The sequence below is a fragment of the Cytobacillus oceanisediminis genome (genome assembly GCF_003182355.1).
GTDB lineage: Bacteria > Bacillota > Bacilli > Bacillales > Cytobacillaceae > Cytobacillus > Cytobacillus oceanisediminis_A.
On record NZ_QGTW01000005.1, the window covers coordinates 267286 to 293743 of the forward strand.

The window sequence follows — 26458 nt, forward strand, 5'->3', positions numbered from 1 at the left end:
CAGCCAAATGATTAATTTCGAGCCAGCCCTAATTCTTCAAGCAGCGTCTTCATATCTTCAGCTTCTGTCTTTAAGAATTCACTGTACTCTTCACTGTCCATATAAAGCTCTCCCCAGCCATACTTTTTGCGGATTTCATCCCAAGCTGGTGAATCGTTTAACTCTTTGAATTTTTGCTCATAGTATTCCACAGCGGCAGGGTCCATATTTGGAGGTCCAAAAAAGCCTCTCCAGTTAATAAATGTTTCGTCAATTCCCTGTTCCTTAGCAGTTGGGAAGTCAGATAAAACCTCCCCTTCCAATCTCTCTTCAGATGTAATGCCTAAAACTTTAATTTTGCCGGCACGTACTTGTTCAATCGTTTCAGCAACACCAGTTGTATAAACATCGACACTTCCATTCAGAACAGCCGTTAATCCGCCTGCATCAGGATCGGAAATATACTTAATTTTTGTCACATCAACTCCGGCTGCTTTCGCGATTTTGACAAATTGCATATGGTCCATGCTTCCCGGAGATGAGGTACCGATTACACTCACACTTGCAGGGTCCTTTTTCATATCTTCAAACAAATCGTTCAGATTGTCCCATTTGGCATCAGCTTTTACTACAAATGCCCCATAATCTGCAATGACATTCGCAATGGGTGTAAAGTCATCATAACCGTATTCCGATTGGCCATTTAAAGGCACTAATATTAATGGCGGCGACCCAACAAACATATGGTGCGGGCTGCCCTCTTTACCAGCGACATAAGCCCAGCCAATTGCTCCGCCTCCGCCAGCTTTATTGACAACCGGCAGCCGTTTATCAATGATTTTTTCTTGTTCAAACACTTGAGATGCCATCCTTGCAGTCGTATCCCAGCCGCCGCCAGGCCCAGCAGGTGCGGTTATCTCAATTGGCTGTGATGGTGTCCACTCCCCATTTTCGCTGGTATTTCCTCCACTTGACGACTGGCTGGAGCATCCGGCTGCCAATAGCATCATGAACGCAGCTGCCGTACCCAATATTTTTTTCATTCTGTTTCCCCCTCTGTTCTTCTAATTCTTTCATCCTTAAACGCTATAATAAGTCAGAAAAGTATAAATGTAATCGTTTTCAAAATATCCTGCATAAAAACCTTTCTGTTTATTTTGTTCATTTTGTTCACGAGTTTTTTTATAAGGCTCTGTTAAAGCTTATTATTGTTTTTAGCACCCTGGTGATTGGAGCGGAAGGCACGATCTCCTCGAAAATGCATTCGCATTTTCTTACGACGAGGTGTTTATTCGAGGATGCTTATTCAACGTCCTGCGGGAGTGCGGATCAAAGGGAGACCCTGAAGGAGCATAGCGACGAGGAGCGTCGGACCGCCCGCTGAAAGGGAGTGCCTCGTGCTGAAATCAACAGGCAAATTTAACAGAGCCTTTTATAAAAACGAAAAGGCACATTGGTTTCAAAAGGGGGACTGTTTAGCTGAGGAGGAAAATCATCTAGCATAGCCTAAAAAAAAGAAAGCAAACTAAAATCGCGGGTGCCGGAAACAGCATTATCGTTGGCATCCATCAAGATATGGCAAAACAAACGGCAAGGGTGGTGAAATCATGGCTAAAAGCAAGAAAAACCAGACTGAACATAAGAACAATGCTCTTCCAAAAGATACTGAATTTGCGGGTGATAGAGACAATGGCCTGGAAAGAATGGCATTAAAAGCCCAAAGAGATCAAAGCAAGTAATAGAACGGGGACAGTGTTTTCTGTCCCTTTTTATAAAATGCCATGATGAATTAACTCAATCAGTATCTCTGGCTTTCCGTCGGAAATCGGTGTAGTATATTTTGCGTTCTGGTGGCTCTGATTCCATATTTTGAATAAAATCAGCTTTTACCCTTTCCAATAGCATGCTCTTCAATTTCTCCAGTCTGACCGGACCGAATCCAGGCAATTTTTCGGGGATGATTACTTTGAAATCCCCATGCTTTTTATACAGGCGAATGCTGCCACGTCCCGTTCTTTCCGTTTTTCCTGATGTATAAACAAATTCAAATCGCTGGTCTATGAAGGAAGATACTTCAGGAAGTCCTAAATTCTCATAAATCGGAGGAAATTGGTGATAGACAGGAGGGTCGGTGAACCATATTGAAATTATGTTCAAAAAACCCGCTCCTCTCATGTTTGTATAATAAATATCATTGCCAATAAAAAGTGCAATCATTTAATACTGAATTATAAATGTTTGCTTTAAAGAACAAAAAAACACCTCTCTAGTAAGAAAGGTGTCACTTATATCAAATAATATTTCCGCTCAGGCCTCCCGACAATGCCGTATTCAAGCTCCGCCTTTGCTTTCCCTGTGGATATTAAATACTCTAAGTATCTTCTTGCAGTGGTTCTCGAAGCCCCCAAATGCTCACTTAAATCTTCTGCATTAATTCCATTATTTAAAGACTCCATCGTTTCCTGTACTTTCGTCAGTGTTAATGGATCAATCCCTTTTGGAAGGGATACAGGATTTGCACCGGAAGTGCGGCCGGATAAGACCTGATCAATGACAGACTGATTAAATTCATCATCAGACTCAAGCAGTTCTCTTCGGTTCATTACTTTTTCCAAGGCTGCCTTAAACCTGTTAAAATCGACTGGCTTTACGATATAATCGAGGACTCCGTTGCGAATGGCAGGCTCTACCACTTTCCTCTCCGTAGAAGCTGTGATTAAAATGACATCCAGCATTGGAAATTTACTTCTCAGTTCTGGGAGAATAGAGACCCCGCTTCGGTCTGGCAGATAGTTATCCAATAATAAAACATCTATTTCTTTATCCTCTAATAGGGCAAGTGCCTCTGATGCATTTAGTGCCTTACCGGCTACCTCCACACCATCTATCTTTTCTAAAAATTGCTCATGGATCGAAGCGACACGGAAGTCATCCTCCGCAATGGCTATCTTCATGGAATTGTTCACCTCTCTTTATATGCTGTTGGATATAGAAAGTTTTTTTGGCAGGTAAATGGATAAAACTGTTCCTGCGCCAGGCTTGGAATGAACTTCGATGGTACCATTCAGGTTTTCCACAGCTTGTTTGACAATCGCCAAACCAAACCCTCGATTCTGATCACCTTTTGTGGAATACCCCGTTTCAAAGATTCGATCCATTTCCTGTACTGGAATGCCATGTCCACTATCATAGACCTCGATGACCAGATCCTCCCCTACATCTATCGCAAAAAAAGTAACTTCACCGTCTTTGATTCCCTCCACCGCTTCAAAAGCATTGTCGACCAGGTTTCCGATAATGGAGATGACTTCTGCATAGGATAAATGTGCCGGCAGTGCTTCTATGCTGCTATTTTCATCAATAATAAACTGGATTTTTTTCTCTGAAGCTTTGCCTAACTTCCCGAGCAGCAAGGCTTGAATTTTCGGATCTTGAATTTGCTCAAATATGATTTTATTCTGGTTTTCAATTGCAGAAGATTCAGCTTGAATCATGTTAATCGCTTCATCAACCTTTCCAAGCTGCAGCAGCCCGGATAAAACATAGAGCTTATTTGAAAATTCATGGGTTTGTGCCCGCAGATCTTCTGAGTACTTTCTTACTTCCGTTAAAGTCTCAACCATTTTATTTATTTCTGTTTTATCCCTGAACGTTGAGACAACACCAATAACTTGATCATTTTCTATAATCGGGGTCCGATTGATGATGACATTTTTATTTCGCAATGTAACCTCATGGTCCCGATCAGGTTCTCCTGTTTGAAGCACCTTATAGACGCCTGTGTTTGGAAGAATTGTTTCAACCTTTTGATTCAAAATATCGTCCTTCACACCCAGTAAGTTTTTGGCTGATTGGTTGATCAATCTAATAAATCCGTGTTTATCTACAGAGATAATTCCTTCTTTTATGGAATAAAGGATCGCATTCCTTTCCAAATATAGGGAGGTCATCTCATATGGTTCCATCCCCAAAGTAGTTCTGCGGATATTCCTTGCCAGCAGATAGCTTATGATCATCCCAATTAGGATAACGAATAAAGAAATAAAGCCGATCTCTTTTCCACGCTGAAATGCTGTCTCTTGCAGGTCTTCCATTAAATACCCAACGGAAACGACACCGATAATTTGCCCTTCCTCATTTTTAATTGGCCCCTTCCCTCTAATGGACCTTCCAAGTGAGCCTTTAGCCTTGGATATATAAAACTCGCCCTTTAGCGCCTGGCTGTTATCTCCCCCAACCATTGGCAGGCCAAGCTTCATCTCATCCGGATGGGCATAGCGGACCCCGTCTGTGTTTCCGATTACAATGAATTCCGCTCCTGTTTCTTTTCTGATTTTATTAACCAGCGGCTGCAAGATCTTTGACGGCTCATCTTGTTCAAAAGAGGATACAACAGTAGGCATGGCTGATACAGCAATGGCCAGCTGAAGAGCCTGGTTGCCCATTTGCTTTTCAACCTGCTTATATTCCATTACTAAAGAAATCGCGAGAAAAATCAAAATGATAAAAATGGTATTTAAGATGTTTGAACCAATAATCTTTGTTTGCAGAGACATGGGAAGTTTTTTGGTTTTCATAGTCACCCCGGATAGAATACAAAATTATTATAAATCTATTAATATTCTAATAATATTTCATTACTTTGTCATCTTGTCTTTGGTTGGAAATTTAGGTGTAATGCTTTTTTATGCCTCTCCTCAAATTTACATAATAATAATCTTTTCGTGGAAAAATAAACTGCTATTTTTCACAGAGAGGACGATCTCCAAATGGATCTTTTTCAGGGCAAATTATATTGGCCGGAGACAAGCCGGAATTCCAGAAGATATGACAAACTGGAGGGTGATTTGGAATGCGATGTGTTAATTATAGGCGGCGGTCTTTCCGGGGCTTTATGCGCCTTTTTGCTTGGAGAGTATGGAGTGGATACCGTCCTTATTGAAAAAAATAAAATTGGAGAGCGGGTCTCAGCTGCAAATACTGGATCCCTCCATTTTATGTCCGACCAGATGCTGACAGATCTGATCAAGCAAATCGGCGATGAAAAAGCAGTGTCTTTCTATAAACTCAGCCAAAAAGCAATAGATGAGCTTGCCCGCATTGCAGCTGATTCTGACACTGAATCAGGTTTTGAAAAGAAAAGCAGCCTGTATTTTTCAAGCAGCAATAGCGACCTATCAAAGCTGAAGGCTGAATATGAGCTCTTGTCCAAACTGGATTTTCCAGTTGCCTTCATGGATAAAAAAGAAATCGAGTCCAAGTTTCCATTCACCAAGCCAGGTGCCATTTATACCCTTTGTGATGCCCGGATAAATCCCCTAAAATATTGCCAGGCAGTGACAGAGCGTGCAGCAGGCAAAGGCGTGAAAATTTTCGAAAACACGGCAATGAAAGATTACGAACTTGGTGATAAAAAACATACTTTTAAAACAAATGGCGGCACCATCTCGGCCCAAAAAGTTATTTTTGCAACAGGCTATGATACGCTGGATTTTATGAATACAAAAAAAATCACCCTTTCCCGGACACATGCTATTGTTACCAATCCTCTCAGCGACCGTGAGCGATGGTACGAAGATTGCCTGATCTGGGAAACGAAACGGCCATATTTATATATTAGCCTCAGTGATGAAAAACGGCTCATTGCCGGGGGGCTCGATGAAACCGAACCTGTTGGCGGATATAGCAGAAAAGAATTTAAAAGGAAAACAGAAAAGCTGTTGGACTCTGTCAAAGAGCTATTCCCTAATTTGGAAGCGAAAGTGGAGTTTGAATACAATTCGATTTATGCCAATACATTCGATGGCCTCCCTTTAATCGGTGAACATCCGAAACATAAGAATGTTTATTTCCTGCTTGGATTCGGCGGAAATGGAACAGTCTGCAGCATGATCGGTGCCATAATTATCCGCGATTTAATTAAATATAACTACCATCCAGCTGCAGATATCGTACGGCTGGACCGCAGTTAGGTGAATAAAATGAATAAAAAAATCACTATTTTATTGTTAAGCATACTGGGTTTGTTTCCTATGCAGGCCGTATCCGTACTGGCTGACTGGGATAAACAGGGCCTTTCAGAAGATTACCACGGCCATATTGATGACCGTATGGAATCATTAAATCCTCAAATTCAATTGCTTGGAATTAACGATTTTCACGGGCAGCTGAATGTTACACGGAAAGTAAACGGACAGCCTGCTGGAAGAGCTGATTACCTGGCTGCCTATTTACGGCAGCGTGCCGCTGAAAATGAAAACACCATTCTGCTTCATGTTGGCGATATGATCGGAGCCAGTCCGCCGCTTTCCGCCCTTCTGCAGGATGAACCGACCATTGAATTTTTGAATAGGATGGGATTTGATATCGGCACCGTTGGAAACCATGAGTTTGATGAAGGAGCTGAAGAGCTGCTTCGCCTCATAAATGGAGGAAAACCCTCTGCCACAGAAGGATTCTCAGGGTCCCGCTTCCCATGGATTGCAGCCAATATCATCAGCAAGCAAACGGGCAAACTGTTACTTCCCCCTTATAAAATTATAAAAAGAAGCGGGATGCCAATTGGCTTTATCGGAGTAGTCATGAAAGAAACACCAAGCATGGTGGCGCCGAGCGGAGTGGAAGGTTTAGCTTTTACTGATGAAGCTGAAGCCATTAATAAATATGCTGATGAACTTAAGAAGCAAGGTGTCAGGGCAATTGTCGTGCTGGCCCATATTCCTGGCAAGTCTAAAGCCAGCGGAGAACAGGCCACTGGGCCGTTAATAGATTTAGCAAATGAAGTTGACGATGAAGTGGATATTATCTATGGCGCCCACAACCATGCCTATCTGAATAGCGTTGTGGATGGAAAACTGCTGGTTCAATCTTATTCATACGGAACGGCCTTTTCAGATGTCGATATTGAAATGGATCGTAAAACAAAGGATATTATCAGCAAGCAGGCTGAAATTGTGACCGTTTATCAGAGGGAAATTATACCCGCCAGCGATATTACCCGAATGATTGAGCGTTACGAAAAAAGAGTCGAACCGATTGTAAACAACATAGTCGGTACCGCTGCAAGCCCAATTACAGCCGAGCGGAACAACAGCGGGGAATCCGGGCTCGGTAATCTCATTGCCGACTCCCAGCGGACAGCCATGAACACCGATTTTGCTTTTATTAATCCTGGAGGAATCAGGGGAGACATTGACGCAGGAAACGTCACAAGGGGCAACTTATTTGTTGTCCTGCCTTTCAATAATCATCTTGTTAAAATGAATCTGAGTGGCCGGCAAATTCGGGAACTCCTTAACCAGCAATGGCAGCCGGCTGTGACGAGAATCCTGCAGATTTCGGGCCTCACTTATACATGGGATGACGGCCAGCCTGCCGGTAAAAAAGTAAGCGATATCCGGTTGGCAGATGGAACGAAGCTGTATCCCGAAAAAAACTATTCGGTCACTGTTAACACCTACCTGGCAGAAGGCGGGGACAACTTTACCGTCTTCCGGCAAGGAACAAATAGAGAAACTGGGCCGATGGATATTGATGCGCTGATTGAGCACATTAAACAGCTGCCCCAGCCTTTCAGCTCAGAAATTAAGGGGCGGATCCGAAGGGAAAATTAAAAGACTAGTATGTAATGTTCTTAAATCAAGCGTTTGACGGACAAAACCAATGTCCTCAAATCTTCCCTTTAAAGGACAACATCCTTCCATATTCATACCAAAATGTCCTTCATCTTCCCTTTGAAGGACATCCGTATACAAATTCAAGCCGAGCAACCTTGACGGCAGCTTTCCTTAAGTCACAGTTCTCACAGCTGGCCTAAAAACCCCCCAGCATTATGATTCATAAACCGTAAATTGGGGTTTCGTTGGATGGTCAATAACCAAGGAGTCATTTGAAAACCTTAAGAGCTTTTGATATAAAACAAGATCACCAAAACAGCCTGCTGTTAATAAAGCCCCCAGAATGGATACAGAAGGCAAGTTCATTGCGATACCAAGGAAAATCGGCAGCAGGCCTGTGGGTATGAATGGCAGAAGTAAAACTTTTTTCATCTGCTGAACGGTTACGGGCCGATTTGCATGAGCATAAGCCACACCTAATTTCAAATTGACACCCCAGGACATTTCTTTCCATGGCACACCGCCAATATAACGAAAACCAGCCAAATGTATCGCTTCATGTAAAATAATAATCACAATCATACCGGCTAAAAATAAAAGAAAACCGGCTAAGTTAAAGTTGATAGCCCCTTCACTATAAAGTGCAGCATGTAAAAAGAGCACACCAAATATCATCACAATGGTCGCAATGAACAAATAAATTTGCAATTTCGTCATAGAAATGGAAACAACTGTTTCTTTCCTCTTATCCAATTCTTCACCCCCGCAAAAATGAATCCTCCTTTTCATTTACGGATGAAAAACAGTAAAGTTTCATATTTTTCCATTTATAAAATTGATCATTATGGCAGCCCCTTAAAAGAAACAGCGTTCACCATAACTGAAATTGCTTTTACCGTTTTAGATTGATAAACTCCCTTTATAAGCAAATGAATCTTAGGAGAGTTCACGGTGATCAATACGATTGGAAAAATCACTGTTTAAGTCCAGAACCAAGAGCAAGCAAAGGATTTTTGGCTGAATAAAATGGGCTTTGTATTAAAACTTGAACAGCCAATGGGTCCAAATGCCACTTGGTTAGAAGTCGGGCCAAGCGATGACGAGTTTACTACTTTGGTTCTTTATTCCAAGTCAGCAATGGAACAGCAAAAGCCTTCTGCTGTTGCCCATCCATCCATTCTTTTCAGTACAACGGATATTGAATCCGCTTATGAGAAAATGAAGCAAAATGGGGTAGAAGTTGAGGAAATATTAAGAATGCCATTCGGAACGATGTTTACATTTAAAGATCAGGATGGCAATGACTATTTGTTAAGAGAAGATACATAAACCTGAAAAAGACCTGTCTACGTTTTGTTAATAGCAGCTGTGACAGGTCTTTTTACATGAAAACCTGAATTCATTCTAATCCAAGATAATTCTTGGATGAAATTTAGTTTAGCTTTCCCCCTCATACGCTCTTTTCAAAAGATTGTAATCTAATTTAGTCTTCATTTGAAGCAATGCCTTCATCACCCTTTCCGATTTTCCAGAATCAGGGCCGCTGATCATTTCGCTTAAATCAGCCGGTACAACTTGCCATGATACGCCGTATTGATCTTTCAGCCACCCGCACGCTTGTGCCTTCTCGTCTCCACCTTCAGATAGCTTATCCCAGTAGTAGTCTATTTCTTCCTGATTCTCACAATGGACAATAAAGGAGATGGATTCTGAAAATTTGAATTGAGGGCCGCCATTCAAAGCACGAATTTTTGCCCCTCTAGCCGAAATTCAACTGTCATAACAGATCCCTCTGACTTGCCGCTGATTTCATGCCTTTCTTTTCCATAGCGAATAATATGGCTGATCTCGGAGTTCTTAAAAATGGAGGTATAAAACTTCGCTGCTTCTTCTGCTTCCGTATTGAACCACAAGTTGGGGGTGATTTTTTGGATTTTATTATTCATCGTCTCAGCTCCTATTAAACCGCTTCCTTTATCACCCATTCTAACCTTAATTGAATTTATATTATCTGCTATTTGCTTAACTCACTATACTGTACATGATCGGAATCCCCCGTTTAACATTAATGGTATACCGTATCTTTATTCAGATTCTGCCAGTTTCTAACCAATTAGACCTATTTCACTTGAAAAGCCTATTCCCCTTTCCAGCATGCTTGTATAATCAAGTCAAGGAAACAAAACAAAATGAAAGGAATGTGATAGACAAAGTGCTGTATATTTGGGATATCGAGAAGATTATTAAAAACACCTTAGCCGAACATCGTTTGAATATAAACTATGAATTCAACAATAAACTTAATGCTCCTATGAACTATAACGTTTCAACCAATACAATTAAATTTAACTACCTGCAAGTGAACGGATACATAGCAAAAATTAATTTCAAAATCAGAGAGACTGAAGAAAATATTGTCAAATTACTTCTTTATCATGAAATCGGCTATTATCTGGATTTCAAGAAAAACAAACATGATATCAGGACTTTAATGTACGGAGAAGATGAGGAAATAGAGCAGCTGATGTCTGAAATCGAAAGAAATTCGTGGGAATATGGACGGATATTGGTACCTGATCATCTAGTAAATGCTTATGATCAAGTACGGGAATTGGATAAACTCCTGTTAAAAAGCCGTTAAGGCCAAATAAAAATGCGCCCCAGCTATATAATTCGGAGGCGCATTTTTCTGTTTACGTTAACCTAAATAGCGATGATACAGGTTTTTAGCCTGGAGAACGTCTTTTACCCCATGAACCAGTACTCTTCCATCTTTAAAGACGACCAGCCTCTTCTCGCCGATCGAAAACGAAAGCAAATAAGGATTGCTCTCTACTTTGATTCCTTGAGACACCAGAACTTTTTCCAGGTAGGAAAAATCAATATTCTGAAGGGCTGAAGGCCTTATTTGCACGGTATCCCTGCCGCATAACAGCGCTGTCTTTGTCTGATTTTCATAAGATAGAAAGGGGTATGCTCTGCTGCTCCCACATGATGAACACTCAGGATTTTTTAGAGAAGATACGTTAATAGAACTATAATGATTTTTCCAAATATCAAAAGAGACAAGTGTCCCCCGTAATGATTCGAAGTCTTCCGTTAATATTTTTAATGCTTCTGCAGACTGGTGAGAGACAACCATTTGAATGGCCGGCTGAATAACACCCGCCGTATCGCAGGTGATTCCCCCTAATGGCAATTTGTCCATCAAGCATTGCAGACAAGGTGAAACCCCCGGCAAAATAGTATAGCTCAATCCGTAGCTTCCAACACAGCCTCCGTATATCCATGGAATCCTATGTTTTTGAGATACATCATTGATAAGAAAGCGAATTTCAAAATTATCTGTTGAGTCAATGATTAAATCTGCACCCTCAATCAGCTCTTCTAATTCCTGTACCCCAACATCCATAATGCGGGGGATGATTTGGACCTCTGAATTAATGGCTTTCAATCGGTTAGCTGCGGCAATGGCTTTTGGTGTTTTTTGATCAGCATCTTCTTCACAATAAAGCTGCTGGCGCTGCAGATTACTCCATTCCACATAATCGCGATCAGCGATTGTTATCTTGCCGACGCCTGCCCTTGCGAGGGTTTCAGCGTTTGCAGCACCTAATGCACCAGCCCCCACAATTAAAACGTGTTTTTCTCCAAGCTTTTTCTGGCCTTCTTTGCCGATTGGAGGGAATAAGATCTGGCGGGAGTATCGCACATTCAACTAAAAACCATTCCTTCCGCCGGGCTGCTTGCTGTTGCGTAACGTTTTTTGGGCATCCTGCCTGCTTCGTAGCCTAACCGCCCTGCTTCAATGGCCAGTTTCATTGCTTTTGCCATTTTGACAGGATCTTTGGCAGAGGAAACAGCTGTATTTAATAGGACTCCATCTGCCCCCAGCTCCATGGCCAATGCCGCATCTGCCGGGCTCCCAATCCCGGCGTCTACAATAATCGGAACTGCAGCCTGCTCTATAATAAATTGGAGATTAACAGGATTGATAATTCCTTGCCCTGAACCAATTGGCGAAGCACATGGCATGACCGCGTGGCAGCCCAGTTCTTCCAGCTTTCTTGCAAGAACTACATCATCAGAGGTATACGGAAGGACAATAAAGCCTTCGTTTAATAGGATTTCTGCTGCTTTTAGTGTTTCAACCGGATCAGGGAGAAGTGTTTTGCTGCATCCGATTACCTCAACCTTGATCATGTCACAAAGCCCTGAAGCCTTGGATAGCCTCGCAATCCGGACCGCTTCCTCTGCAGTCTTTGCTCCTGCTGTATTGGGCAGCAATTTATATTTCTTTAAATCCAGCTTTTCCAAAAAGTTGGGCTGGCTCGCTTCGAAAATGTTCATGCGGCGTACAGCAAACGTAAGCACCTCTGTATCAGAAGATTCTACCGCTTCCTTTTGAACATCAAAGTTGGGATATTTCCCTGTTCCCAGCAGCAGCCTTGAGTTAAATTCATAGGGTCCAATTTTCAACATATTATCCGCCTCCTACAAAGTGTGCGATTTCTATTCGATCTCCATCTGATAAAACGGTTTCAGCATGCATGGCTTTATCTAAAATCGTTTGGTTCAGTTCGACAATGACTACCTTTTGCTCCAGCTCGAAATGTTTGAGCAGAAGTGAAACAGTAATGACTGTATCCGGAATCTGAATACCTTCCCCATTAATGACAATTTTCATAAAAACACCCCTTTTTACGAATGGACTATAGATTCAAGGCGGGACAGCTCGAATGGATTTGATGGCTCCGTTTTTCCTTCGAGGATGTCTGCCATGAGCTCTCCTGTTGCCGGAGCAAGGAGGATTCCATTCCGAAAATGGCCAGCAGCAATAAATAACCCTTTATAGGCAGGATGTTCTCCTAAAAAAGGCTGGCCATCAGCCGATTGCGGGCGGATTCCTGTCCAGGCGCGCTCCCATTCCGCATTTGCTATATCCGGAACGAGGTTTTTCGCCTTTTCCATCAGCGAAGATATCCCTTCAAGAGTTACCTTCTCATCAAAAGAATTCACCTTAACGGTCGCTCCCACTACTAATCTCCCTGATTGCTTGGGAACGATATAGCATCCATGTGAAAAAATAGTCCCTTTTACAAGCGGTTTCCCGGCAGCGACCGAGAAGCATTCACCTTTAACCGGAATAATCGGCAGTGACAAGCCTGTTCTTTCAAGAAGAACCCTGCTCCAGGCTCCGGTGGCTACTATAACGGATTCTGCCAGGAATTCTCCCTGGTCGGTTATGACCCCATGAACTTTTTCATCTTTTAATATAAACTCTGATACACTTGTATACTCATAGATTTCAGCGCCGAGAGCCCTGGAAGCTTTTGCAAAGGCAAGTGACAATTCATAGGCTTGAACCTGGCCGTCATTTGGTATATACATGGCACCCAGCAATTTATCAGACACTGATGGCTCTCGTTTGATCAGCTCATCAATCGAAAGCCACTCAGCCTGCTCACCCGCTTTTCGCTGGCTTTCTATTAGTCTTTTTAATTCCAGCTCTTCATCTTCATCAGCCGCCACTTTATACATACCTATATTTTCATAGCCAATATGTACATGGGATAGCTCTTCCAGTTCAGGGACAAGACTCAGGAACATGCCTCGGCTCTTACATGCCAATTGGAATAGCGGGCCATCTTCAGTAAGCTCCGTTTGTGCACCTAAAATTCCCGCGGCGGCGCCGGAAGCCTTGCCGGCCATTTTCCCCTTTTCCAAAACAGCTACTTTATATCCTCTTTTAGCCAGCTGAAAAGCAATGGAGCTTCCGTTAATGCCTCCCCCAACGATAACGGCGTCATACACTTTTCTCATTCACTGCCCCTCCTCGTTTAATTTCTTTGAAAATAGCTTTGCTGCCTCAACAGGATCCTTTGCCTGCAAAATCCCCGACATTACAGCAATGCCATCTGCTCCCGCCTCCAAAACTTCAGGAACGTTCTCATGTTTAATGCCGCCAATAGCCAATACTGGGATATCATTTCTCTTTTTAATAGCCTCCAGCGCCCCAATACCTCTTGGAGGGACTCCCTTCTTAGAATCTGTTTCAAAAATGTGGCCAAACAGGATATAGTCTGCTCCTTGTTTAGTTGCCTCTTCGGCTTCTTCAAGAGAATGTACGGAACAGCCGATTGGCATATCAGAAAAATGCCTTCTTACAACATGGACTGGCAGACTGTGAAAAGCAAGCTGCACACCAGCTTTAAAGGCCCACGCAACATCCACCCGATCATTTATAACGATTTTATGAGTAGGGATTCCCTGTTTAAGAAGCAGCTTTACTCCTGTGTATAGCTCCTTTGAGGTTCGATGTTTTTCCCGTAAGTGGAATCTATCTGTAAAGGGTTCCAGTTTACCTGCTATTTCAGAGAAAGCCTCTAAAGAACGCTTTCCATCCGATATAACATGAAGCTGTTTCCTCATGGCCATCTCCCTACCTTTATTAAATTTTAGGCTCTGTTAAACTTTGGTGTTGATTTCCACTGCAGGCACTCGCTTTCCGCGGGCGGTCCGGGAGCCTCCTCGGCGCTATGCGCCTGTGGGGTCTCCCTTTGATCCGCACTCCCGCAGGAGTCTCACGCCTTCCGTTCCAATCAACACGTGCTAATATCAACAATGGACTTTAACAGAGCCAGATTATAAAACTTAAAACCGCCTCCAAATAGGAAGCGGCTGTATGAGGCTATAAATTTCCCGATACTCCATTTCCCTACGCTTGAATTATCCCGATCAGGTTCTAAGGGTCTAAAAGCTTTTGCTTTTATCTCACCCTTGAAGCAGCACCCCCAGCGGACATAATTTCTATTAAACTATAATAAGACTACTGATAAATACGACCCCCGGCTTGCTGGAATTCCTCCGCTTTTTCTTCCATGCCTTTCTTAATCGCTTCCTCCGTGCCAAGCTTATGATCCTTAGCATAATTGCGGATATCCTGAGAAATTCTCATGCTGCAAAATTTGGGCCCGCACATGGAACAAAAGTGTGCTGTTTTTGCCCCTTCAGCCGGCAGAGTTTCATCATGGTATTCCAAAGCTCGTTCAGGATCCAATGACAGGTTGAATTGATCTCTCCAGCGGAATTCAAACCGGGCTTTTGACAGAGCATCATCTCTTTTTTGCGCGCCTGGGTGGCCCTTTGCCAAATCCGCGGCATGCGCAGCTATTTTATAAGTGATGACACCCTCGCGAACATCATCCCGATTGGGCAAGCCCAAATGTTCTTTGGGGGTGACGTAGCAAAGCATTGCGGTTCCAAACCAGCCTATCATGGCAGCCCCGATTGCAGAGGTAATATGATCATATCCGGGAGCTATATCAGTTGTAAGGGGGCCAAGTGTGTAGAATGGCGCTTCCTTGCAGATTTCCAATTGTTTATCCATATTCTCTTTAATTAGGTGCATTGGAACATGGCCCGGTCCCTCTACCATAACCTGCACATCGTGTTCCCATGCAATTTTAGTCAGTTCCCCAAGTGTCTCGAGTTCTGCGAATTGAGCCTCATCATTGGCATCTGCAATCGATCCCGGGCGAAGACCATCCCCCAGGGAGAAGGCCACATCATAGGTTTTCATAATCTCGCAGATTTCTTCAAAATGAGTATATAAAAAGTTTTCTTTATGATGATGCAAACACCACTGGGCCATAATGGATCCACCCCTCGATACAATTCCGGTTAACCGTTTTGCTGTTAACGGAACGTACCGAAGAAGAACACCTGCATGAATGGTAAAGTAGTCAACCCCTTGCTCCGCTTGTTCAATTAGGGTGTCACGATAAACCTCCCACGTAAGGTCCTCGGCAACGCCGTTAACCTTTTCGAGGGCTTGATAGATTGGAACGGTGCCGACTGGGACTGCAGAGTTTCTGATAATCCATTCACGTGTGGTATGAATATTTTTACCTGTAGATAGATCCATGATCGTATCTGCTCCCCAGCGTGTAGCCCAGGTCATTTTTTCAACCTCGTCTTCAATAGAGGATGAAACAGCAGAGTTTCCGATGTTCGCATTAATTTTAACGTGAAAATTCCTGCCGATTATCATTGGCTCCGTTTCCGGGTGATTTACATTAGAAGGAATGATTGCCCGGCCCCTGGCTACTTCAGAACGAACAAATTCAGGGTCCATATTTTCTCTAATGGCTATAAACTCCATCTCGGGAGTAATGATCCCTTTTTTGGCATAGTGGAGCTGGGTGACATTTTTTCCTTTTTTCGCACGCAATGGCTTGCGGGTTAATCCCGGAAAAACTTTATGATTGGCACGCGGATCATTCTCTCTTTGATACCCATTATCCTCAGGCTTAATTTTCCGCCCATCATACTCTTCAACATCCCCGCGCTCATGAATCCAGCCGTTTCGCAGTGCAGGAAGCCCCTTTTTAAGATCTGCCAAATACTGAGGATCTGTATAAGGGCCGCTCGTATCATATACACGAAGCGGCTCATTGATTTCCTCTCCAAAAGTTCCGCTCGTGGGACTTAGTTCAATCTCACGCATAGGAACCTTCATATCCGGTCTGGATCCTCCCACATAGATTTTTTTGCTGCCTGTAAAGCTTGACATAATAGAAATGCTCTCTTGATTTAATGATGCAGTCATTCGAATCTCTCCCTTTTAAAAAATGTAAGGACGAGACCTGGTACCAAGGAAGTGCCAGATATGTAAAAAAGCCGGTCCACATGAATATGGACCGGCTTAGCCGCAGATGTTTTGTACAAAAAAAACTTTTGCACTCACTAACTTCCCCACGCTGGTATGATCCAGATCAGGTCCAAAGAGTCAAGAAACTTAACGTGTTTCTTTCTCAGCCCAAACTATTGGGCACCCCTAGTTATTGCTATTAAAATTTAATTTCAGTATACATAAAGCTGGAAACAAATAAAAGATTTTTTTTAAAACTCCTCCAATATACACAAAAATTTCATGCTTTCCCGTTCCAGCAGGAGCAGTCGCAAATCCCGTTATCCAGGGCCTTTATACTAGTGTAAATCCTTTTGTCTATCACAAGGGAAGCCTGTCCAAACCGGCAACTGGCATTTTATTTATTTCTTGCTTTCCCTAATTTGGCTCCACATGAACATGAACATCATACACCCCATAATCATTCATCATCACTCTCTCCACATGGGTCGCGATATCATGGGCTTCTTTAATATCCAGGGTGGAATTAACAAGAATGACCACATCAATGACCTCATTGTTTCCATAGCTTCTGCCTTTAATATCTTTGATCCCTTTCACTCCCTCTACTCTTACAATGACATCCTGATAGTGTTCGATTTTATTTTCATCAAAGCCGTCTGAAAGCTCAAGGGAAGCCTGCCTAAAAATATCCCAGGCTGTTTTGCATATTAAAAGACCGACAATGATGGCTGTTAACGGGTCAAGCCAGGGCATATTCAATTGTGATCCAAATATCCCAATGGCGGTACCAATACTTACCCAGGCATCAGAGATGTTATCTTTTGCAGCGGCCATTACGGCTTTGCTGTTTATTTTCACGGCTAATTTTTTGTTGTAGCGATACACAAAATACATGGCCAGCCCGGAAAAAAGGCCGGTATAAGCGGCCATGATGTCAGGGGACTCCTGCACCCCTTCAAACATGGAGGAGATAGCATTCATCAGCACTTGCAGCCCTACCGCTGCCATAATAAAGGATGCAGCCATGGATGCAATCGTTTCACTTTTCCAATGTCCATACCCATGGTTTTTATCAGGCGGCCTCTGTGAAATTCTAAGTCCAATGAGGACAGCAATAGATGCTATGATATCGGTTGTATTGTTTAGACCATCAGCTTTTAATGCAGCAGAGTTACTTAAATATCCAATTACTAGTTTTAGGACAGATAGGCATATGTAAGCTGCAATACTAATGATGGCAGCCCGCTCTCCCAATTTAAGATCCTTATACTTTTGCTCTTCCATACTCTAGCCCCCCATATAGCACTTGACTATATTACCAACTAAAATACAGGTGGGTCTAGAGCAATCTTTTTGTGCCCTTTTAAATAAATAGGCAGTATACAAGTAAGTTGAATGAGGGAAAAGTGCTATTAATAATTAAACATAACTAGCCAGCCTATTAATAGGTTGGCTAGTTATATTATTATTATATAGACTATTTATTACCTGGAGCTGGCTGGTCAACACCCCTAATCCGATGCCGATGTCCGTCATCCTCAGTTGTATAAAAATCATAGTAATGGACATGCATTCCATTTCCTACTGGAATCGCTGGCCCGGAGTATGCCTTATAGTAGTGGGTATGCCCGTCTTCAAACACAACATATCCCTCCGTATAATGAATATGATTTTGATCTTGGGTCTGAATGGGAGGAGAAGAGACATCCAAGCACTGGTGAACATGCCCATCATCAACCGAAGTATAATCAACAGAACCATGATTATGACGTGGAACAAACCCGCTTACAAAATCATTTTTTCCTGTCTTAGCCATTTGATCACCCTCACGATTAAAAATTTTTTCTTAAAAGTAAGTTAAGCCTTATTCAGACTCGCTTCAAACAAATCTATGATTTCCAAAAACCTTTCAGCTTCTCTAAATGTATGGTCAGCCAGAAGCGGGTGAATATTGCTCTTGATGCGGCATGCCTCAATCAATTCTCTTGCTGTTCTCTTAAAGTCCCTTAACGAAGCAACTGATACTTTATTCTGGTTTAAAAATTGCCTAAGTATAGGTTTCGTTTCTGATTGTGGCTGCATAGAATCGAGATCAACGGCCTGGAACACCAATTGGTCAAAATCATGGCTAAACTCTCTGGCCTGCTCAACTAACTTTCTTTCTGAAGGATCTAAAAGATGGCCGATAAACTTTGCGTGATCTGCCATGATTTTTAGAAAGAAAACATTCTCTTCAATAATTGCTTCAGGTTTTGGAGCGAGTATCCCGGCATTGAGTTCTTTTAATCGATTGGCAAAATAAGCTGCTTCTCTGCTGATATGGTCGATTAATAAAGGATAATTATTTGAACGAATTTCACATCTTAATGTCAGACCCAGTACTTTCCTTTTATAGCTCCAGATAGCAGCTGCTGCTTGATAAACTTCGTTATTAAAAGCTTGAACTTGGCCCAGTTCTGAGTTGACTGTAAATCTAGCCAGCCTTTCCTCTATTCTTTCAAATAGAGCAATAAACTGCTGCGCTTCGGCAATTAATTGTTTCTGTTCGTACGTAAACCCCAGACTTAAAAATAAAGCATGTTCTTTCATAATCCTGGACCAAAATCTAATTTCATCCAGCGACCTTGCAACAATTGGATTTGCCATGCTATCCCCTCCTTATTCCACACTTCCTTCTCATATATATGAAGGATTGTTAGGACTAATACTAACTATCCCTGTTTTTGTTTCTTGCCACGTTCCTCGCTTGAAAAAGAAAAGCCATTCAAACAGAAAAAACCTGCAGCCAAAGCGGCAGCAGGCATCCTGTTATTCATATTTTGAAAAATCCATAAAATAGCTATAAACTAAGTACACGACCATAGCGAACGCTGTCGTGATAAAGCCCCATCCGAGCGTAATCTGTTCGATTACTAGATAGTTGTTGCACAGCTGCACAGGGGACCATATATACAGCCAGCCCATGCCTAAAAATAAAACAGTAAAAAAAATAATTAGAGCATGTTTCCAAGAAGAGCTTAGCTTTGGCCAGCTGTCTCTTAAAGGCACTCCCGCTAAAAATGGGAGCGAAAAGAATTTAAAAGCTTCCACACTCGTGAGCGTCAAGGCTTCATCCATCGTCCTTGGAAGGGACCAATACACCATGATGATGGTAAACAGCAAGATGCCAGGCAGCCCGTTTTCGTTCCATTTTTCAAAGAACTGCGGAAAACGTTTTTGAAAAAACTTGGCCATCAAAACCCCCGCAAACACAAGCATGGGCATTTGCATATGCATATGGGTAATCATGATCGATTCCAGCAAATTCGATACAGGCGGGAGTATTAACGCAAGAAGCAGCAAGAAACCGTAGCCTGATTGCTTCATCTCTCATCCCCTCCGCTCTGCAGTATCTTCGTTACCTGATCCGCTGCTTCCTCTATCAGTGTGTAATCCATGACTTCAATCAACCGTCCTTCAGGATTCACCAGATAAAAAGCCGAGTTATGGGCAAAATTGCCGTACTCATCCGGTATAACGATGACACCGAACCGGTCCAATAGTGACTTCAATTCCTGCTGATCCGGAATCCTTGCCATTCTCCACGTTTCTCCGTCACTTCCAAATGCCTCTCGGTATGTGTCCAGCGTTTCAGGATCATCCCGCTCCGGATCGAAGCTGATGCTAAGAAACTGAATATCCTTTCCGATGTATTCTTTTGGGATCCTGTTGTACACTTCAGACATATTGACCTCCAGTTCAGGGCAGACCGTTCCGCATGATGTATACAAAAAGGTAATAAACACATACTTCCCTTCAAACTCGGAAAAAGAATATTTTCTTCCTTTATTATCTTCAAGTATGATATCCGGAAACTGGGGCTTATCATCCATTAGCTGGTTCAAACGGGCTGTTTCTGCCGTAAAGGCCTGAAACCCGTCGGTACCTATATAAAACAGGATCACACCAAACAGCAGCACAAGCAGGCTAGATAGAGCCGTTCTATTCTTTGGAAACATGATCATCACTTCCTTTTAAAAGAAAGAGATAGCCCTGTATCGAGCTATCTCCCTCCACTTGTCATTTACCAGGTCTTATATGGCGGTGAACCTGGAGGGGCATTGACAATGAAATCTACTAATGGGATAACATAAGCCATGCCGACAAGGACAAGCATACACACAATCCATAAGCCCCAGCGCTCTGTCCATCTAGGTGTTGGAGCTGCATCCTCTTCGACTTCGGCAATCGGGAATTCGGTGTTTCCTTTTGGCGCAAAGAACATGAGGTAGAATACTGCGTACACCTGGATTAGCACACCGATCATCAACAGCGTACCGCCGATAGCCAGGAAGAATAGGTATGGATCCCAGCTTAGAGCCGTTGCATTGTCAAAATAAGTGGAATAAGACGTTCTTCTTGGAGATCCCAATAATCCGACCCAGTGCATCGCACCAGACATGATCACCATACCAATAGTCCAAATAATGGTTTGAATAACACCCAATTTATTAATCTGCGGTGTCAGCACTCTTTTTGACACATAAGGAACAAGCCAGTAGCTGATGCCGAAGAATGTCATCACAACAGACATTCCAAGTGTTAAGTGAAAGTGGCCCACGATCCACATGGTGTTGTGGACAACCTGATTCAATTGGTTTGTGCTTTGTACAATTCCGCCCGCTCCGGCTGGAATAAAGGCAGCCATCGCAATAAATGGAGCAAGGAAGCGAACATCGCCCCAAGGCAATTTTTTATACCAGCCAACAAGGCCTCTTCCGCCTTTCTTTCTGGCTGTGCGTTCAAATACCGCAAACATCGCATAAGCTGTCATCAAGGATGGGAAGCCGATTGCTAAACTCATAAACACGTGCATAAATTTCACTGATTCAGAAATACCAGGGTCAATGATCTGATGGTGGAATCCACCGGTAATGTTCATCATAACTAATGCAATTATGACAATCCTCGTTAAAAGGTCACTCCATCTTCTGCCGCCGATGATTTTCGGCACAACGACATACCAGGCAGAAACCGCTGTTAAGTACCAAATATTAACGAGCGTATGGCCGAAAGCCCAAAACAGTGTTCGTGCAACCATGACATTAATTGTTTCCACCCATCCGAAGGCCCATGGGATAATCGTGAATACTTCAATTGCAACCGGAAGGCTTCCGAAGAATAAGAGAACGAATACGCCAGTTGCAAAGAAAGAAAGAATCGGAATATGCTGGCCTGGATTTCGTTTTCTCCAGCTCGCCACATTGATAAAGGCGCCAAATGCACACATCCACACACCCAATACAATGAATACCAGTCCAATGTAGAAGATCGGTGAAGCAGCCATTGGCGGATAGAACGTATACATAACAGATGCTTCATTCATTAAAATTGGAATAACTGCTAATACAAATCCGAAAATCTTCATCCAAAAGCCAATCCAGGCCATCTTTCTGACCTTAGGAAGCAGTCCGCCCAACGTATGGGAAAGTCCTGCGTAAAAGTAACCGATTGTAAAGAAAGCGGACAGTACGACAACTAACAACAGTCCGTGCGCGGTCAATACTTGATAATAGTTAAGCCAAACAGGCAATTCGAGCAGTCCTGCCCGGTTTAACCCTTGCAATAAACCAAGCATTCCGCCGAGCAGGATGGCTAAGAAGGCAACAGATAAATATGATTTCGTTAATCTTGCATCCTCCAGGCTGATCCCCATAACTTTGTTTACTTTTTCTCTAAAAACTTGTGTCCCAGGTTTTCTTATGATTGTTTCCACTGTCTATCCCCCCTTTATTTAACCGTAATCGTCGTACTCATCATTTGGTGGCCCGCACCGCAGTACTCATTGCAAAGAACTAAATATTCACCTGGCTTATCAAACGTCTGGGTAATCTTTTGTACATAGCCAGGAACAACCATCGCATTCAGGTTCGTATCTGCAACCTGGAACCCATGAACAACGTCTTTTGAAGTTAGGGTAAAATGAACAGTAGAACCAGCTGGCACTTCGATTTCACTTGGTGTAAAACTGAATACCTGCAGCGTCATAACCACTTCATATTCATTCTCGCCTATCTGTTTAATGCCAGGCTGATCAAACAGTGCTGTTTCGTCCACTTTTTGTGGATCAATTCGTTCACCATGGCTTGGCGGCCCCATTTCCAAGGCAAATGTCTGATAGCCCGTGATCAGCATGAACCCAATAATCATTCCAAAACTTAATATCAGCCATATCTTCTCAGAACGATGCATCATTGTTTATCCCCCCTATATTCTGGCCATGTACAGGCCGTATACAATCAAATAAGTAATAAAGATCCCTAACCCTGTAACCGTTACGGAAAAAATGGTCCCCTTTAAAGAGCCATGTTCCCCGGCTGCATTTCCACCCTGGTTCGCCTTTTTCGTTTCCACCTTCCATCATCTCCCTTAATTTTTTCTTACTTACATCATAGTTGAGAACGTTTTTCACAAAAGTGAACTGCATCACACTTCCATCACAACTTTTCCTTATAAAGCAAGCCCCCACCGTCCAAAATAATCAGTATTATCAAGGCTTCGCGCTTCCTTTTTTGATCATTTGATCCCGTCTGCAGTTCACAAATCGTTCACATTCCTGAAACAAAAACAGGTCCGCATGAATGTTAAGATGAAGGTGAATTTAATGCTATCTGAAAAGGGTTGATCATACGCCTGATTCACCCAAGATGAGCCTAGCTGTTTATTGCAGCAGTGAATAAATTCACGCATAAATAAAAAAGAGTGCCGGCATTTGCTGCAGCACTCTTCTTCTTATATCTAATATTTACTAACTCTTTCGTAGGCGTCATTAGGCCATATTAGTTCCCTTCACCTTCGCTTTTTCTCTTCCACGGGCACTAATGATTCTGATTAGTTCCCTTCACCTCCGCTTTTTGCGAGACAGGCTAATACTATCTATCAACTATTTCTTTCTTATAGTGAATGGCTGACAATAGCTTTACACCTCTATGCTTTTTCATTTGCTCCTCAACCATTGCCAAGGCCTCACCTTTCTTACCTTCACGTATTTTCTCCTCTATGTCTAGAAAAGTTAAATAGGTTTTATCCTTCACTAACCTTTTATAATGCTTATACTCGCTTTGCTCACCCTCATGGATAGCAATCATCGCACCATAATACCACTTGTAGACATTATCTTTTAAAGCTGGCAATAGCTTTTTCGCACTGGCAAAATTCCCCTGCCTTGTGAGCAAGATAATTTCGTCCACAGTCTTAATCTGTTTGGAACGAATCTTTGGAATCTCCCTCTCAGCCTCTTTAAGTTCTCCGTTGAAAAAATAATATGTAAATTGGTAATGAGGATGTTTGGAGTTCTTTAAAAAACTCATAACCTTTTCTATATCTCTGCTGAAAAGAACCGGATAGATAGTTAGATAAAGGATACACGATGCAAAAGGAATAAAAATCAGCAAAAACATCCATTGAGGAACATCTAAAATTCCCAAAATAAGAGCCACCAAAAATAGTGCTATATACAGCCAGACCAAATGAATCCCCCTTAACATCTTTCTTTTCAATATAAACAAAAAAAACTAATCCTTATAGGATTAGTTTGAAAATGGTATGTATAATGGTGGGCCTAAATGGACTCGAACCATCGACCTCACGCTTATCAGGCGTGCGCTCTAACCAGCTGAGCTATAGGCCCATTTTGGAGCGGGTGAAGGGAATCGAACCCTCATCATCAGCTTGGAAGGCTGAGGTTTTACCACTAAACTACACCCGCATTAAGATATGGTTTGGAGGCAACACCCGGATTTGAACCGGGGATGGAGGTTTTGCAGACCTCTGCCTTACCACTTGGCTATGCTGCCTTAAAAATGGCTGGGCTAGCAGGATTCGAACCTGCGAGTGACGGAGTCAAAGTCCGGTGCCTTACCGCTTGGCTATAGCCCATTGAAGAATTTTTATAAGAAAAATGGGGCGATTGATGGGAATCGAACCCACGAGTGTCGGAGCCACAATCCGATGCGTTAACCACTTCGCCACAACCGCCATCTTCCTACTGGCAGGGGTAGTAGGAATTGAACCCACATCAAAGGTTTTGGAGACCTTCGTTTTACCATTAAACTATACCCCTATATAAATGGTGGAGGGGGGCAGATTCGAACTGCCGAACCCGAAGGAGCGGATTTACAGTCCGCCGCGTTTAGCCACTTCGCTACCCCTCCATCGTCTGAAAAGACTTAGGAAACATGGTGGCTCAGGACGGAATCGAACCGCCGACACAAGGATTTTCAGTCCTTTGCTCTACCGACTGAGCTACTGAGCCATATTAAATTAATAACCTAAAGTTAGATAGCTGTGCTTCAAAGCCCTGCGTTCTTTGTCGCAGATTTTAAAAGCATGCCATTCTATGATGTTAAAGCTTCTCAGCTGCATTCTTTTAAAATCCTCTACCAACTGAGCTACTGAGCCACATTAGTTATACAACTTTATAAAATAAAAATGGCGGTCCGGACGGGACTCGAACCCGCGACCTCCTGCGTGACAGGCAGGCATTCTAACCAACTGAACTACCGGACCGGATTGCGGGGGCAGGATTTGAACCTGCGACCTTCGGGTTATGAGCCCGACGAGCTACCGGACTGCTCCACCCCGCGATAGTATTATTTATGTGATTTTTCTATGCTCACATACAGCATAAGGACTGTCCCGATCTCAGGATGCTTAATCACGCAGCAGCTCGATCGGTACAACTCGCAGTTTTTTCAGTGAAGTAACGCTCGTTGCTCCACCCCGCGACAATATTAAAATAATGGAGGAGGAAAGGGGATTCGAACCCCTGCGCGGTTTGACCCGCCTGTCGGTTTTCAAGACCGATCCCTTCAGCCGGACTTGGGTATTCCTCCGAAATAATAAGAACATAAATCATGTTGGTAGCGGCGGAGGGGATCGAACCCCCGACCTCACGGGTATGAACCGTACGCTCTAGCCAGCTGAGCTACACCGCCAAAATGATTAAATATTCATGGTGGAGCCTAGCGGGATCGAACCGCTGACCTCCTGCGTGCAAAGCAGGCGCTCTCCCAGCTGAGCTAAGGCCCCCTGTTATAAAAGAAGTGTCGCTGGTCGGGAAGACAGGATTCGAACCTGCGACCCCTTGGTCCCAAACCAAGTGCTCTACCAAGCTGAGCTACTCCCCGTTTATATGGCGCGCCCGAGAGGAGTCGAACCCCTAACCTTTTGATCCGTAGTCAAACGCTCTATCCAATTGAGCTACGGGCGCAAAACAATGGAGCGGAAGACGGGATTCGAACCCGCGACCCCCACCTTGGCAAGGTGATGTTCTACCACTGAACTACTTCCGCTTAAAAATGGTGCGGGTGAAGGGAGTCGAACCCCCACGCCTTGCGGCGCCAGATCCTAAGTCTGGTGCGTCTGCCAATTCCGCCACACCCGCAATATAAAATAATGGTGAGCCATGAAGGACTCGAACCTTCGACCCTCTGATTAAAAGTCAGATGCTCTACCGACTGAGCTAATGGCTCGTGCTTTGTATACTTTCCTAAAGCCTGTTTACGGCAAAACGTGTGTTCCAAAGATCTTCGTTCTTTGTCACAGATTGCTGCAACTTGCTAATCGGTGATGAAAAGCTTCGACGCTGCAAGCTTCCGCAATCCTCTACCGACTGAGCTAATGGCTCGTTCAAAAATATGGTGGAGGATGACGGGATCGAACCGCCGACCCTCTGCTTGTAAGGCAGATGCTCTCCCAGCTGAGCTAATCCTCCAAAATGGTGACCCCTACGGGATTCGAACCCGTGTTACCGCCGTGAAAGGGCGGTGTCTTAACCGCTTGACCAAGGGGCCATCTCTTAATTTGACAAAATAAATACCCCGTTTGGGGTTCGCCTAGCGACGTCCTACTCTCACAGGGGGACAGCCCCCAACTACCATTGGCGCTGAGAAGCTTAACTTCCGTGTTCGGTATGGGAACGGGTGTGACCTTCTCGCTATCGTCACTAGACTGTATTTTTTTAGAAGGTTTGTTCCTTCAAAACTAGATAATGCATGAAGAAGTATTGCCGAGTATCACCAATGACTTGGTTAAGTCCTCGATCGATTAGTATCAGTCAGCTCCACGTGTCGCCACGCTTCCACCTCTGACCTATCAACCTGATCATCTTTCAGGGATCTTACTAGCTTGACGCTATGGGAAATCTCATCTCGAGGGGGGCTTCATG

Annotated in this window: 24 protein-coding genes, 20 tRNA genes, 2 rRNA genes, 2 pseudogenes and 2 riboswitches; of the genes and pseudogenes, 5 read left to right on the top strand and 43 right to left on the bottom strand. The window is 43.3% G+C overall.

Annotated elements, in window-relative coordinates:
• Positions 1-11: 11 nt before the first annotated feature.
• On the bottom strand, positions 12-1022 hold the full coding sequence (locus DFO73_RS12100) for a tripartite tricarboxylate transporter substrate binding protein (protein WP_110065028.1): 1011 nt from the start codon (positions 1020-1022) through the stop codon (positions 12-14).
• 564 nt (positions 1023-1586) lie between these two features.
• Between DFO73_RS12100 and DFO73_RS29315 the strand changes: the two genes are divergently transcribed.
• Complete coding sequence (locus tag DFO73_RS29315) at positions 1587-1718, top strand: hypothetical protein (RefSeq protein WP_258309429.1); 132 nt, start codon at positions 1587-1589, stop codon at positions 1716-1718.
• Between the two features lie 55 nt (positions 1719-1773).
• Here the strand turns inward: DFO73_RS29315 and DFO73_RS12105 are convergent, their stop codons facing one another.
• From DFO73_RS12105 to DFO73_RS12115, 3 genes are all read right to left on the bottom strand, one after another.
• On the bottom strand, positions 1774-2136 hold the full coding sequence (locus tag DFO73_RS12105; RefSeq protein ID WP_110065029.1) for a hypothetical protein: 363 nt from the start codon (positions 2134-2136) through the stop codon (positions 1774-1776).
• Between the two features lie 128 nt (positions 2137-2264).
• Entirely contained in the window at positions 2265-2933 is a 669-nt protein-coding gene (locus DFO73_RS12110; RefSeq protein ID WP_110065030.1) for a response regulator, read from the bottom strand.
• 18 nt (positions 2934-2951) lie between these two features.
• Positions 2952-4556 (bottom strand): ATP-binding protein, encoded by a 1605-nt coding sequence (locus tag DFO73_RS12115; RefSeq protein ID WP_110065031.1) that lies wholly within the window; start codon positions 4554-4556, stop codon positions 2952-2954.
• A gap of 192 nt (positions 4557-4748) precedes the next feature.
• Here DFO73_RS12115 and DFO73_RS12120 point away from each other — a divergent pair, with 192 nt between their 5' ends.
• Together DFO73_RS12120 and DFO73_RS12125 are read left to right on the top strand one after the other, a co-directional pair.
• Positions 4749-5951, top strand: a complete 1203-nt coding sequence (locus tag DFO73_RS12120) for an NAD(P)/FAD-dependent oxidoreductase (RefSeq protein WP_110065032.1) — start codon at positions 4749-4751, stop codon at positions 5949-5951.
• A gap of 9 nt (positions 5952-5960) precedes the next feature.
• Entirely contained in the window at positions 5961-7592 is a 1632-nt protein-coding gene (locus DFO73_RS12125; protein WP_258309430.1) for a bifunctional metallophosphatase/5'-nucleotidase, read from the top strand.
• 216 nt (positions 7593-7808) lie between these two features.
• Here the strand turns inward: DFO73_RS12125 and DFO73_RS12130 are convergent, their stop codons facing one another.
• Complete coding sequence (locus DFO73_RS12130) at positions 7809-8348, bottom strand: DUF3267 domain-containing protein (protein ID WP_110065033.1); 540 nt, start codon at positions 8346-8348, stop codon at positions 7809-7811.
• Positions 8349-8546: 198 nt separating this feature from the next.
• On the opposite strand from DFO73_RS12130, the pseudogene DFO73_RS12135 reads away from it, so the two are divergent.
• Positions 8547-8924 (top strand): annotated as a pseudogene (locus DFO73_RS12135) (VOC family protein).
• 108 nt (positions 8925-9032) lie between these two features.
• Here the strand turns inward: DFO73_RS12135 and DFO73_RS12140 are convergent.
• Positions 9033-9541: pseudogene (locus DFO73_RS12140) on the bottom strand (VOC family protein).
• Between the two features lie 266 nt (positions 9542-9807).
• Between DFO73_RS12140 and DFO73_RS12145 the strand changes: the two are divergent.
• Positions 9808-10236 (top strand): hypothetical protein, encoded by a 429-nt coding sequence (locus tag DFO73_RS12145; RefSeq protein ID WP_110065065.1) that lies wholly within the window; start codon positions 9808-9810, stop codon positions 10234-10236.
• A gap of 57 nt (positions 10237-10293) precedes the next feature.
• Here DFO73_RS12145 and DFO73_RS12150 read toward each other — a convergent pair whose 3' ends face one another.
• The 37 genes from DFO73_RS12150 to DFO73_RS12325 all read right to left on the bottom strand — a co-directional run.
• Entirely contained in the window at positions 10294-11313 is a 1020-nt protein-coding gene (locus DFO73_RS12150) for a MoeB/ThiF family adenylyltransferase (RefSeq protein WP_110065034.1), read from the bottom strand.
• Positions 11310-12077, bottom strand: a complete 768-nt coding sequence (locus DFO73_RS12155; protein ID WP_110065035.1) for a thiazole synthase — start codon at positions 12075-12077, stop codon at positions 11310-11312. The genes DFO73_RS12150 and DFO73_RS12155 overlap by 4 nt, the downstream gene beginning before the upstream one ends.
• A 1-nt stretch (position 12078) precedes the next feature.
• Positions 12079-12282 (bottom strand): sulfur carrier protein ThiS, encoded by a 204-nt coding sequence (gene thiS, locus DFO73_RS12160; RefSeq protein ID WP_110065036.1) that lies wholly within the window; start codon positions 12280-12282, stop codon positions 12079-12081.
• 14 nt (positions 12283-12296) lie between these two features.
• A complete protein-coding gene (gene thiO / locus DFO73_RS12165) occupies positions 12297-13418 on the bottom strand; it encodes a glycine oxidase ThiO (RefSeq protein ID WP_110065037.1) in 1122 nt (373 codons plus the stop codon).
• The gene (gene tenI, locus DFO73_RS12170) at positions 13419-14027 is read right to left on the bottom strand and encodes a thiazole tautomerase TenI (RefSeq protein WP_110065038.1); all 609 of its coding nucleotides are present in this window, start codon (positions 14025-14027) and stop codon (positions 13419-13421) included.
• A gap of 266 nt (positions 14028-14293) precedes the next feature.
• Positions 14294-14401, bottom strand: a riboswitch (TPP riboswitch).
• Positions 14402-14424: 23 nt separating this feature from the next.
• Positions 14425-16206, bottom strand: a complete 1782-nt coding sequence (thiC, locus tag DFO73_RS12175) for a phosphomethylpyrimidine synthase ThiC (protein ID WP_110065039.1) — start codon at positions 16204-16206, stop codon at positions 14425-14427.
• 126 nt (positions 16207-16332) lie between these two features.
• Positions 16333-16446, bottom strand: a riboswitch (TPP riboswitch).
• Positions 16447-16665: 219 nt separating this feature from the next.
• A complete protein-coding gene (locus tag DFO73_RS12180) occupies positions 16666-17535 on the bottom strand; it encodes a cation diffusion facilitator family transporter (protein ID WP_110065040.1) in 870 nt (289 codons plus the stop codon).
• Between the two features lie 193 nt (positions 17536-17728).
• Positions 17729-18067 (bottom strand): YmaF family protein, encoded by a 339-nt coding sequence (locus DFO73_RS12185; RefSeq protein WP_110065041.1) that lies wholly within the window; start codon positions 18065-18067, stop codon positions 17729-17731.
• Positions 18068-18108: 41 nt separating this feature from the next.
• A complete protein-coding gene (locus DFO73_RS12190) occupies positions 18109-18897 on the bottom strand; it encodes a DUF2935 domain-containing protein (RefSeq protein WP_110065042.1) in 789 nt (262 codons plus the stop codon).
• 162 nt (positions 18898-19059) lie between these two features.
• Positions 19060-19617, bottom strand: coding sequence for a hypothetical protein (locus tag DFO73_RS12195; protein ID WP_110065043.1), 558 nt, complete (start codon positions 19615-19617; stop codon positions 19060-19062).
• Positions 19614-20249: an SCO family protein gene (locus tag DFO73_RS12200; RefSeq protein ID WP_110065044.1), complete on the bottom strand. Its 636-nt coding sequence runs from the start codon at positions 20247-20249 to the stop codon at positions 19614-19616. Before DFO73_RS12200 ends, DFO73_RS12195 begins: the two co-directional genes overlap by 4 nt.
• Before the next feature lie 65 nt (positions 20250-20314).
• Entirely contained in the window at positions 20315-21946 is a 1632-nt protein-coding gene (locus tag DFO73_RS12205; RefSeq protein ID WP_258309434.1) for a cbb3-type cytochrome c oxidase subunit I, read from the bottom strand.
• A gap of 74 nt (positions 21947-22020) precedes the next feature.
• Positions 22021-22485, bottom strand: coding sequence for a cytochrome c oxidase subunit II (locus tag DFO73_RS12210; RefSeq protein WP_110065046.1), 465 nt, complete (start codon positions 22483-22485; stop codon positions 22021-22023).
• 12 nt (positions 22486-22497) lie between these two features.
• Positions 22498-22644, bottom strand: a complete 147-nt coding sequence (locus DFO73_RS28650) for a hypothetical protein (protein WP_181395995.1) — start codon at positions 22642-22644, stop codon at positions 22498-22500.
• 518 nt (positions 22645-23162) lie between these two features.
• Positions 23163-23759: a hypothetical protein gene (locus tag DFO73_RS12215; RefSeq protein WP_110065047.1), complete on the bottom strand. Its 597-nt coding sequence runs from the start codon at positions 23757-23759 to the stop codon at positions 23163-23165.
• Between the two features lie 84 nt (positions 23760-23843).
• Positions 23844-23920: transfer RNA gene (locus DFO73_RS12220), tRNA-Ile, on the bottom strand.
• A gap of 4 nt (positions 23921-23924) precedes the next feature.
• Positions 23925-23998: transfer RNA gene (locus tag DFO73_RS12225), tRNA-Gly, on the bottom strand.
• A gap of 14 nt (positions 23999-24012) precedes the next feature.
• Positions 24013-24086: transfer RNA gene (locus DFO73_RS12230), tRNA-Cys, on the bottom strand.
• A gap of 7 nt (positions 24087-24093) precedes the next feature.
• A tRNA-Gln gene (locus DFO73_RS12235) sits at positions 24094-24168 on the bottom strand.
• Positions 24169-24191: 23 nt separating this feature from the next.
• Positions 24192-24267, bottom strand: a tRNA-His gene (locus tag DFO73_RS12240).
• Between the two features lie 11 nt (positions 24268-24278).
• Positions 24279-24352, bottom strand: a tRNA-Trp gene (locus DFO73_RS12245).
• A gap of 7 nt (positions 24353-24359) precedes the next feature.
• Positions 24360-24443: transfer RNA gene (locus DFO73_RS12250), tRNA-Tyr, on the bottom strand.
• Positions 24444-24468: 25 nt separating this feature from the next.
• A tRNA-Phe gene (locus DFO73_RS12255) sits at positions 24469-24544 on the bottom strand.
• Positions 24545-24721: 177 nt separating this feature from the next.
• Positions 24722-24798: transfer RNA gene (locus DFO73_RS12260), tRNA-Asp, on the bottom strand.
• A 3-nt stretch (positions 24799-24801) separates the two neighbouring features.
• Positions 24802-24875 (bottom strand) — tRNA-Met (locus DFO73_RS12265).
• A gap of 156 nt (positions 24876-25031) precedes the next feature.
• Positions 25032-25124: transfer RNA gene (locus DFO73_RS12270), tRNA-Ser, on the bottom strand.
• Positions 25125-25149: 25 nt separating this feature from the next.
• Positions 25150-25226: transfer RNA gene (locus DFO73_RS12275), tRNA-Met, on the bottom strand.
• An 18-nt stretch (positions 25227-25244) separates the two neighbouring features.
• Positions 25245-25320: transfer RNA gene (locus DFO73_RS12280), tRNA-Ala, on the bottom strand.
• A 21-nt stretch (positions 25321-25341) separates the two neighbouring features.
• A tRNA-Pro gene (locus tag DFO73_RS12285) sits at positions 25342-25418 on the bottom strand.
• 6 nt (positions 25419-25424) lie between these two features.
• Positions 25425-25501: transfer RNA gene (locus DFO73_RS12290), tRNA-Arg, on the bottom strand.
• Positions 25502-25508: 7 nt separating this feature from the next.
• A tRNA-Gly gene (locus DFO73_RS12295) sits at positions 25509-25583 on the bottom strand.
• Between the two features lie 7 nt (positions 25584-25590).
• Positions 25591-25675: transfer RNA gene (locus tag DFO73_RS12300), tRNA-Leu, on the bottom strand.
• Between the two features lie 12 nt (positions 25676-25687).
• Positions 25688-25763 (bottom strand) — tRNA-Lys (locus DFO73_RS12305).
• Positions 25764-25929: 166 nt separating this feature from the next.
• Positions 25930-26005, bottom strand: a tRNA-Val gene (locus tag DFO73_RS12310).
• A 4-nt stretch (positions 26006-26009) separates the two neighbouring features.
• Positions 26010-26084: transfer RNA gene (locus tag DFO73_RS12315), tRNA-Glu, on the bottom strand.
• Between the two features lie 40 nt (positions 26085-26124).
• A 5S ribosomal RNA gene (gene rrf, locus DFO73_RS12320) occupies positions 26125-26241 on the bottom strand.
• Between the two features lie 76 nt (positions 26242-26317).
• A 23S ribosomal RNA gene (locus DFO73_RS12325) occupies positions 26318-26458 on the bottom strand; the annotation flags it as partial.

Bases quoted from the DNA above. Each gene is read 5' to 3' on its own strand.
- DFO73_RS12200 (WP_110065044.1), bottom strand. From the start codon at position 20,249: ATGTTTCCAAAGAATAGAACGGCTCTATCTAGCCTGCTTGTGCTGCTG.
- DFO73_RS12185 (WP_110065041.1), bottom strand. From the start codon at position 18,067: ATGGCTAAGACAGGAAAAAATGATTTTGTAAGCGGGTTTGTTCCACGT.
- DFO73_RS12125 (WP_258309430.1), top strand. From the start codon at position 5,961: ATGAATAAAAAAATCACTATTTTATTGTTAAGCATACTGGGTTTGTTT.
- DFO73_RS12110 (WP_110065030.1), bottom strand. From the start codon at position 2,933: ATGAAGATAGCCATTGCGGAGGATGACTTCCGTGTCGCTTCGATCCAT.
- DFO73_RS12210 (WP_110065046.1), bottom strand. From the start codon at position 22,485: ATGATGCATCGTTCTGAGAAGATATGGCTGATATTAAGTTTTGGAATG.
- thiC (WP_110065039.1), bottom strand. From the start codon at position 16,206: ATGACTGCATCATTAAATCAAGAGAGCATTTCTATTATGTCAAGCTTT.
- DFO73_RS12205 (WP_258309434.1), bottom strand. From the start codon at position 21,946: ATGGGGATCAGCCTGGAGGATGCAAGATTAACGAAATCATATTTATCT.
- DFO73_RS12190 (WP_110065042.1), bottom strand. From the start codon at position 18,897: ATGGCAAATCCAATTGTTGCAAGGTCGCTGGATGAAATTAGATTTTGG.
- thiO (WP_110065037.1), bottom strand. From the start codon at position 13,418: ATGAGAAAAGTGTATGACGCCGTTATCGTTGGGGGAGGCATTAACGGA.
- tenI (WP_110065038.1), bottom strand. From the start codon at position 14,027: ATGAGGAAACAGCTTCATGTTATATCGGATGGAAAGCGTTCTTTAGAG.
- DFO73_RS12155 (WP_110065035.1), bottom strand. From the start codon at position 12,077: ATGTTGAAAATTGGACCCTATGAATTTAACTCAAGGCTGCTGCTGGGA.
- DFO73_RS29315 (WP_258309429.1), top strand. From the start codon at position 1,587: ATGGCTAAAAGCAAGAAAAACCAGACTGAACATAAGAACAATGCTCTT.
- DFO73_RS12115 (WP_110065031.1), bottom strand. From the start codon at position 4,556: ATGAAAACCAAAAAACTTCCCATGTCTCTGCAAACAAAGATTATTGGT.
- thiS (WP_110065036.1), bottom strand. From the start codon at position 12,282: ATGAAAATTGTCATTAATGGGGAAGGTATTCAGATTCCGGATACAGTC.
- DFO73_RS12120 (WP_110065032.1), top strand. From the start codon at position 4,749: ATGGATCTTTTTCAGGGCAAATTATATTGGCCGGAGACAAGCCGGAAT.
- DFO73_RS12180 (WP_110065040.1), bottom strand. From the start codon at position 17,535: ATGGAAGAGCAAAAGTATAAGGATCTTAAATTGGGAGAGCGGGCTGCC.
- DFO73_RS12100 (WP_110065028.1), bottom strand. From the start codon at position 1,022: ATGAAAAAAATATTGGGTACGGCAGCTGCGTTCATGATGCTATTGGCA.
- DFO73_RS12195 (WP_110065043.1), bottom strand. From the start codon at position 19,617: ATGAAGCAATCAGGCTACGGTTTCTTGCTGCTTCTTGCGTTAATACTC.